Origin of the sequence: Flavobacterium collinsii (assembly GCF_946903285.1) — a bacterium.
GTDB lineage: Bacteria > Bacteroidota > Bacteroidia > Flavobacteriales > Flavobacteriaceae > Flavobacterium > Flavobacterium collinsii.
The window spans coordinates 5,183,729-5,193,405 of record NZ_OX336425.1; the positions used below are offsets into that span (position 1 = coordinate 5,183,729).

A 9,677-nucleotide genomic window follows, 5' to 3' on the forward strand; every position below is an offset into this window, starting at 1 on the left:
TATTTTTAACATTAAATGGAACAGTTTTTATACCCCACTCTAACCGCATTCTTCGCCGCATTTATCACATGGTTTTTCTCAATGAGAAAATCATTAGCCCAAGACAGAGCCGCCGAACTCGACAACACTGTTAGCGCTGTAAAATATTACCGTGACTTACTCGATGATCTTACGGCCCGGTTAACTACAGCAACCGAAACCATAAAAAAAATGGAAATACAGCACAAAGAACTCATGCTAATCAATCAGCAGTTGGTTGATGAACTACAAAAATTTAAACAACTAAACGGAAAACAACAATGACATTAGCCCAAAAAACCTTAGAAATTGCAATTGCTCAGGTTGGTGTTGAAGAAATGCCACGAAATAGTAATTCCGGTCCTGAAGTCGAGATTTATTTAAGAAGTGTCGGACTCACTAAAGGATATCCCTGGTGCATGGCTTTTGTTTACTGGTGCGCTCAAAAAGCAGCATTACAATTAGGAGTAAACAATCCTTTAAAGAAAACTGGCGGTGTACTAGACCAATACAATTCAAGCAAACCTTTGGTAAAAAAGGAGCCACAGCCCGGTGACGTTTTTATCCTGGACTTTAAAAACGGAACAGGTCACACCGGAATTGTAGATAAAGTCGCCGGAACTCTTATCTACACCATTGAAGGAAATACGAATGACATGGGAGGTCGTGAAGGCTATAAAGTAGCCCGAAGAAAAAGAGAAATTAAAAGCATTAAAAGTTTTTTAAGACTCTAAAAACGAACAATAATCAAATTATAACTTATGATGAATAATTTCAAACGTCTTGTTTTTTTGTTTTTTTTAGTCTTAGTTCTGGTTTCGTGCAAAAGCCCGAAACCGGTTCTAAGTGAAGAAAAAGCAAAAACTATTACAATCAAAGAAACAGTACATGATACTGTTTTTAAAATTCAGAAAGACAGCAGCTCTTATAGAGCATTGCTGGAATGTCAAAACGGAAAAGTAGTTGTTAAGAATGTTACTCAGGCCGAACCAGGGCGTAACTTAAAAAGCCCAAAGGTTCGTCTTGAGAACAACAAACTAAACGTAGACTGCGAACTCAAAGAGCAGGAACTCTACGCTCGCTGGAAATCACAACAGGTAAAAGAAACCGAAGTAAAAACCATCAACACCACCAAGTTTGTAAACTACTTGACTTTTTGGCAAAAGGTACAGGTCTGGTTGGGAAGGATTTTGCTTTTGGTGTTGGTTTATTACGGTTTAAGATTTATTAATAGATTTTATCATTTATTTTAACAAGTGTATCTCTATATAAATTGGTCGGATTTTTGATTATTGTTTATATTAGCTTTGATTAGCCTTTGTATTTAATACGTAGTTTATTAACCCAAATTCATCCATACCAACTTAATAATATCACACTTACTATGAGAAATCTATTACCCTTTATCTTTTCGCTATTCTTTCTATGCATCTCTGCTCAACAGAAAAATAATCCCGACATAAAAATTTATCTCGAAGATGCTGAAACAGGAAAAAACATTGATGATGCAAGAGTAACTCTTGAAGGTTTTGAAATTCCTCCAATTACCGGTCAATATGACAAAAAAGGCAATTATTATTATTTTGATAAAATACCTTCTGGATATAATACTGTCATGTCTTATCACAAAAAATATAATGAAAAGGGTTATCAAAACTTAGAGGGATTACCTGGAGAGTTGAAGCTGAGGCTTTATGATCCAAAATATGTTTCTTACAGCTTTGAGAAACCTAAATTAAAAAAAATTGAAAAGAATTATTCTAAGGAAAACAGCTATATAGAAACTCTTCAAAATAGAATTGGAAAACGTAAAGAAATAGAAAATAGAAATTTTAAATATCTCTACAACGAAGACCCATTTCACATAGCAATTATTACAAAATATAGCTATAAGGACTTTTTTTCTAATGAAAGTATTAAAAATTTATTAGACAAATTATCTCTCGAATACACTGAATACAAATCTGGTACTGAGAAAAGCTATACGCTAAACATGTATCAATTTATTGAAGGAAGGTTTTTTAAAAATCAATACTCAGAAATTGAAATTCAGAAATACGGAAGCCAACTACCTTATGGTTTTAACTGCTATAATGTCTTTTTCTTTCATAAAAAAGATACGACCAAATTCGATAGATTTAACAGTAAAGAAATTCATGAATTAAGAAAACTCAATTTAACAATAGCCTCTATATCAAACAGAACCATTGAATATTACGCTAATTCAAAGTTCAAAAACGAATCGTTCGAAGAATTGTATAATCATAATATCAATACAAATATTCATCAGTACAGCATTGGTAATTATGATTTTGGTAAGCTATTAATCCCAGAAAAAATATTCTTCAAAAATTCTAAAGAAGAATCCGAAATGTATTTCGGTGACAAAAACTACAAAAAGGTAGAACCCCTTAACAGCGATTCTTCAATTGAGTCTTTATTTTTTATAATTCCAAAAAAACAAAACTCAGGAATTGGCTTAGGTACAATAGATTTTGATATAAATAAAACAAACTTTAAAGATCAATTCTACTTCTTTAACACTGTACCAAATAATTTAAAAATTATAAAATAACAAATATAAAATAACAAATATAAAATACAACTATGAGAGATTGGCATCATAAAATAATTAAATTAGATGAAGCTCTTACATCTTTATCTGGAAATACTAACAGAGTCGTTATAGGCGTTTTTGAATCTAAAATTGAATTCGAAGATTTATCAGCACCTCTTAATGGCTTAGATTACCGCGCTAAAAACAAAGGGCTCTTTAAGATTGTAAATTCTTTACAGAAATCCTCAACCATAGGACAGATTAATGGTACTATTTCTCCAAATATCTCAGTTAAAAATAATAGTGTTCATACCACGAGCGTTGCTGGAGTTATTCTAGGAAATAAAACTGATAATCTAGGCAATATCTTGCCGATTAAAGGAATAATAGAAGATGCTGAATTAATTAATTTGCCACAAAGTCCTTATACAAATTTATTGTTTGGGACCATAGATAATTATAATTATTACATGAATGAAGGAGGAATTGCTATAAATCCTGATTTTTCATTTAACCCAGTAAATTATAAATATGATAATAATTCTTATATCCCGCCAAAAAAGAAAGCAAGAATTGTAAATGCAAGTTTAAATTTTTCTTTAGATGATAAGGCATCCATCGCCTCATTTGAAGTTTTATTTAAAACATGGAAAGCTTTCGCAAATGACGGCAGAGGAGTTCTTTTTGTAGCAGCAGCAGGAAATTCTAATAATAATACATCTCAAGCACAGAGCTTTTCTCAATTTAATGAGCCTTTAATTGTTTCAGCTTCAACAATTGATAATGACAAAATATTTGGAAATGTAAAAGAAGTGAAAGCTCCTTACAGTTCTTATGGAGATAGAGTTGATATGTGCGCACCATCAAATGGAATGAACCATGGTATATATAGCACAACCAATCTTAAATGCGGAGAAATCGGGTATGACAACGAAGTAATAACAAGAAAAATTACAATTCAATCAAATAATGGAGATTTAACACTAGATAATGTCGATCAAATATTTCCTGGAAATTGTGTCGAAATTGGAGTAGCCGGTGATTTTAATCATGAAGTTTTGATTATAAAAGATGTTGATCGAACAGCTAAAAAAATCATATTCACTAAAGATCGATATTACACTGCTATACCTTTTGCAATAAATCCTCCAGAAGTCAGAATACCAATCTTAAAAACCACCGCAACCATAACAGCTTCAAACGCAGTTATAATTAACGATGATAGAGGTTTTGCATATAAAGGACAAGAGATATTCATTTTTAATGGAACTGATAATCATTATGCAACTATAGATATTGTCACAAATTCTAAAGAATTTACATTCTCGCCCGCATTGCTTTCAAGCTTTGCTATTTCAAATGTAGAAGTAATGCCAGGACAAACATCCTGCATGTCAGCATCTTATAAAATAACTGGCGAAAAAACCGAACTTACATTTCTTCCTACTCAAAATGATCTATTAAAATCCTTTTTTGTTGGCGAAATGGTTGCTGTATATGGAAAAAGTGATAGCACACGTCGTTTTCTTGAGGTAGTAAATATAGATGCAATTAATACTAACGGCACTAGAACAATAACATTAGATAAATACAAATTAGATCCTGGTTTTACAGATGTAGAATTAAAAAGTGTTGGCTACGGCAGTTATACTTCAAGCTTTGGCGGTACATCATCAGCAACGCCTGTAGTTTCAGGAGTTGCCGGCCTAATCGTTAGAGCAAATCCTGATTTAAATAGTGTAGAAATTAAACATATTTTAAAAGAGAGTGCAGACAAAATTACAGGACAATCTCATTATAGTCAAGTTACTAATAATAAGAGATATAATTATGGCTATAGCACAAACGATGATTTTGGTGCAGGCAGGGTAAATGCGAAAAATGCCGTTCAACTGGCTAAAGATTGGAAAACTTCTACAACTCTTCAAAGACCAAAACTAGTAATTGCCGATAGGAATGTCAATGGGGTATTAGATGGTGTTCCAGTGACGGATGCTGTTGATAGTCCAGATATTTGGCTGAATTCTCAAACTCCTCCCTTAGCAAATCAGAATTTTAATGAATTAGATACCTCAAAATCTCAAAAAATATATGTCCGAGTTAGAAATAAAGGGAATAGAGAAAGTTTTAAAGGATGTGATTTAAGAGTTTTGGTTTCCTTCACAAACGAGGCAAACCCAGCATTTCCATTTCCTGATAAATGGTATCAACAAGCTGATGTGAAACTTATAGCGGTTAAAGAAATTGACCCAATTCCAGCAAATTCGGAAAAAATAGTTGAAATAAATTTAAAAAAAATTGCTGATATCTGGAATGAATGGAATCCTGAAATTAACGGCAAAAGAAAAAATGCATATCTAATGGCCCATATAGCTCCGTTCGATGGAGATCCTGGAGAATTAAGCCAAACAGATATTAGATCTAATAAACAACTCACTTGTAAACCAATAATAGTTAAATACAACGGAATCAAAAATAAAATAGCATACCTCACGGGCAGTAAATTAAACATTACGGTCGATTCTGGAATAGTGGATAGAAGTTATGATCTAATAATGGAAAATGTTCTTACTAACGACCTGACAACTTTTAGACTAAAAGCTAGCAAAAAAAAGAAAGATAATTCCGTTGAGGAAATATATTACAAAAAAATAGCGGGAGTTTGGGGTATTGAAGGCGGTATAGCTGTTGATTGGATAACCTTTCAAACACCTGAAGAAACACCAGAAAGTAATCCCAATTATACAAAAATCAAGTTCCCACACACTATAAAAGTGAATAATAAAGAAACAGAAGTCAAATTAGAAATAGTAAATATTTAATACCATGCCAATAGAACCATTTGATTTTACATATACCTTAACTTCTCAATCAGAAGAAAATGAAGTTCTGAATACTTTAGGAAAAGGCCGAACAAAAGAATTTGAACCCAAATCGTATTTTTTCACAGAATCTACTATTGCAGCACAATCTTCAGCTGAAGGTGCGTACGGGCCAGATTTTGTAGAAACTAACACTAAATTTAACATTACAACCCAATTTGAACTGGCCAATAAAAAAGCTTATGCTGTTACAAGCGGGCAAATATTAATTGTACCTCAATCCGGTGAAGGAAACGAATCTAAAGTAAACGTTTTTATCAAACCTTTAAAACATGTTGATGTAGGTGTTCCTATTAAATATTATGTCTACAGAGGTTTAAAGAAAGAATTATTTATTAATTCTCGCAATAACATTTTACCAAAAGACAGCACCAACACACCTTTTATGACTAAGGTGTGGACAGATCTTGTTAATTTCAACGAACTAAAAGAACCACTACCTGAAATCCCAGCAAGTCTATTTGGTTTTTCTACAACAGAAACTAATACAAATAGCTTAGACGCTAAATTTTTCAACACTTATACTGTAACAAGTACAGATGAAAATAAAGCATACAATCTTCCCATTATTGAAGCTGGGCAATATTTTGGCGAGTTCAAAGACAACAAAGGTGGATTCGAAATTGTTTTAAATGATGGATTCTATTATCAGGAAAAATCGGATACTGGTTTTCAGTTTGACCTCAACTTTGCCAAAGTTGAAAAAGCAGTTTTAGACGTTGCTAATATTGCAAACAATCCAAATATTTCTGAAAAAATTTATCGTGAAAATGTTCAAAAATTTCTGGATCCCGCAGCTTTTTATGGAGCTCATATTACCGAAAAAGAAAAAGGGGAAATAAAAGTTGTAGATAATGTCGCCAAATACAATACCAAAACTGATATCTATAATAATATTATAAACAAATTTTCTAATAAGCATAAATGTTATATTTATCTGCAATGTAATAGAGGAAGATCATTCAATTTTGATGAAGCTTTGGGTATAGATCCTTTAAAAATTGGTATTTCTGAGAGTTTAGTAACCAGCCAATACAAAACTAATGACTGGCCAATTATTATTAATGAATTTGAGCAAACTCATACAAGCGATGAAAATAGCAAAAGAAAAGGTCTTAATGACTTATCTATTCAGCTAAAATTTAAAACTCAACAAAAAAATTTAACTCTATATAATACTTTTGGAAATTGTTCAAATGAAAAAGTTAAAGGTAATTTCTTAACTAATTTAGATCTTGTTGACGAAAATAATATTGCAACTCAAAACTACACTAACAGTGTCAATTATAAGCTGGTAAATAACTATAACCTCTCTGAGAATAATTTAGTAAACAAAAATATAGCAACTTTCATTTACATTAACTATAACGAAAAAGAAGTTGACTATTTTAATGACTTATTTGGGCCTATAAATATTGAACCAATCGTTAAATTACATGGTGAGCCATCCAATTCTATAGTTCAAAAAACAAGCAATAAAAACTTGAGAATTAACTCTAAGGACGAAATTGTATCTGTTTATAATCAAGAATTGATAATTAATGGTAAAATTACGATTCCTTCACCTCCTGTATCGATAATAGAGGATAGCAGAACAAGACTATACGTTTTAAAAAAAGTGGATAGTATAACGAATAGTGAAAAAAATTCTAGTGAGTTAATGGCATTCAGTGATGGATTTGGTTATGTCAACACAAAAGATCAATTTGGTTCTTATGTTTATGGAGATAAAGGCTATACTATTTGGAAAGGTAAAAGCGGTAGCGGAACTAAGGCAATTAAGACTTTACAATTAATTAATTTTGAACGAGATTCTAATGCAACTAATTTTATGCAATTAGGATTGACAGAGCTAGATTACAATAGGTTAATATACAATAATGAAGAAAAAATAGAACAATCAACTCATCTTCCAAAAAATGCGACAAATATTTTCTTTCATTTAGATGACACTGGAATAATTCAAAATTCTGAATACAAAAAATATAAATTAGGGGTAAAATATCTAACTAATAATGAAATAGCATTTACTTTCCCAACAGATGATGTTTACATTTATACCATTGATGGATATTATTTTTTCACAAAAATGTATTCTGAAAAATTTGGGTTCGCTGAAGAATTTGGAAAATCGACATTCAACTTTAGAACAAAACAAGATTATCGTGGAGAATTTGGTTTTGACTGGTTAAGAATTGGAGATGTTAACGGTGAATTACCTTACGAAGATTCAATTATAAGCGGATTTGAAGAAAAACAATGGAATGGAACAGGATGGAATACTCAATTTGACTCACGTCCCGAAGCATTTGAAGCTTTAAAAAAAGAATATATTAATATCAAAACCCCAGTAGGCCAAGAAATTTATTATGTGCCCTTTTTGAATATTTATCCTCCAGATGCTATTGTTGCTACACCAGCTCCTGTGTCAACAGTAACACTTAAAGTTGTAGCTGATATTAAAGAGGATTCACTAAACATTAGATACGACTATGATACTACCCTATTTTTAGTATCTTCAAGCCTTTTAACAGGAAGTATAGAGAAAGGAATCTATCAGAATATTGAAATTACCATAGCTTGTTTAAAAGAATTTGATCAAGATCAAATAATTAAAGTAATTGGTACCAGTCAGCTCCCTAATGAAGCTACAAAAGAAAACATTATAGGAATTTTAAAAGTTTGCAAAAATAGTAGAAAAACAAACAATGAAAATTTAGAAGTTGTTATTGTAAAAGTTATAACAGATATAGATAAAAATGGATCTGAAGATACTGATCCAGCATATGTATCTCCCGAATTTATGGGAATTGATGAAAAAAATCAACTTATTTCTACCTTATATCAGTCATTAATATATAAAGAAAATATAAATATAAGCACAGCATCACCATTAAATATGATGGGATTTCCAAAATTTAGAAAAGATGAAGCCGATACTTATTATAAAAAAGTAATAGCTGGAGGAAAAAGTGCAGAGATTGAATATTTACTTGATGATGGACGTATACAAGATGATTTAATCGCTGAGCTTCATGCTAAACAACCTGAATATGATAATTATTTAAAAGTATTTGTCTTTGCGGTCAATGGAATCAATGCAGACGGCTTTGAAATAGGTGGAAGGGCGAAAAAAATCGGTTCTAGATCTTGCGCAATGTATAGAGCGCGTCCACCAAAAGCAACTCTTGCGCATGAGGTTTTACATGCAATAGGATTATATCATACACATTCTGATGGTCCAATTGTTAACTCAAATCAAAAATATGTATATCCAAGATACAACAGTAATGCTAGTAACGGCCCTATAGTTATTTCCGGTACTACTGACAATATTATGAGCTATACTTCAAATGCCCAAATAACTACCTGGAAATGGCAATGGAAAATACTTAAATCAATACTAAATGGACTAGATTAACCATTAAAGTCAAAAGCATATACAGTCAATAAAACGAAGCACAAATACTTCAAAATAAAATTAATAATTAATAATTTTACATAACGGTTAATATTAATAATAAATACACTTATGAAAAAGTTCACAATTTTAGTAAGCATTTGTCTTTTTTCATTGCATTGTATAGGACAAAACAATAATGGAAATTTTAGCTATAAAAAATTAAGCTCCAAAATAATAGAGTCGTTTAAAAAAAATGGTAAATATGAAAAAGTTATTAATGATTCTCTATATATTTTAACAGAAACAGAAACGAACTATATACTTACATCGAAACCTGTTAACAAAAATTTTAGAAGGATTTTATATTATCGTAAAAACACACTTACTATAAGCAATGAATATCTATGTTTTATTGACATGTATATTTCTACTAAAAAATACGATGAAAATTTCAATCTTAGTGAAAAAAGAGATTATAATGAAGGTTTTGAAAACTTTAGTGTTAATGACTTAATAGAAATTGTAAAACAAGAATTAAATATTGACTTAAATAAAGATATAAAAGGGTTATCAATTAGTAGATATATTGTTAGTAAAACACCTAAATATCTCATTTATATATATGACAAAACTTCACATATACAGAGGGTTGTAACAATAAATGGTGATACAAGAAAGGTTATATCTGATTCATCAGAAGATATAAGAGCTGGTGATTAATATAAACTACCTTTTAATGAGAACGAGAAAATACTCGACAAAAAATAGCATTCATTAAAAATCTAAAATGGCATTATTGCTGTAAAACTTTCTGAAA

General features: G+C 30.9%; 7 protein-coding genes. All 7 read left to right on the forward strand.

Annotation, left to right across the window (positions count from 1 at the left end):
• The first annotated feature begins 81 nt into the window (after positions 1-81).
• Positions 82-303, forward strand: a complete 222-nt coding sequence (locus OGZ34_RS20820; protein WP_173968448.1) for a methyl-accepting chemotaxis protein — start codon at positions 82-84, stop codon at positions 301-303.
• A complete protein-coding gene (locus tag OGZ34_RS20825) occupies positions 300-752 on the forward strand; it encodes a CHAP domain-containing protein (RefSeq protein ID WP_263361590.1) in 453 nt (150 codons plus the stop codon). Before OGZ34_RS20820 ends, OGZ34_RS20825 begins: the two co-directional genes overlap by 4 nt.
• 27 nt (positions 753-779) lie before the next feature.
• A complete protein-coding gene (locus OGZ34_RS20830; RefSeq protein WP_263361591.1) occupies positions 780-1,271 on the forward strand; it encodes a hypothetical protein in 492 nt (163 codons plus the stop codon).
• A 131-nt stretch (positions 1,272-1,402) separates the two neighbouring features.
• Positions 1,403-2,593: a hypothetical protein gene (locus OGZ34_RS20835; protein WP_263361592.1), complete on the forward strand. Its 1,191-nt coding sequence runs from the start codon at positions 1,403-1,405 to the stop codon at positions 2,591-2,593.
• Positions 2,594-2,625: 32 nt separating this feature from the next.
• Positions 2,626-5,397, forward strand: a complete 2,772-nt coding sequence (locus tag OGZ34_RS20840; RefSeq protein ID WP_263361593.1) for a S8 family serine peptidase — start codon at positions 2,626-2,628, stop codon at positions 5,395-5,397.
• A 4-nt stretch (positions 5,398-5,401) separates the two neighbouring features.
• The gene (locus OGZ34_RS20845; protein WP_263361594.1) at positions 5,402-8,878 is read left to right on the forward strand and encodes a hypothetical protein; all 3,477 of its coding nucleotides are present in this window, start codon (positions 5,402-5,404) and stop codon (positions 8,876-8,878) included.
• 111 nt (positions 8,879-8,989) lie between these two features.
• A complete protein-coding gene (locus OGZ34_RS20850) occupies positions 8,990-9,580 on the forward strand; it encodes a hypothetical protein (RefSeq protein ID WP_263361595.1) in 591 nt (196 codons plus the stop codon).
• Positions 9,581-9,677: the final 97 nt, after the last annotated feature.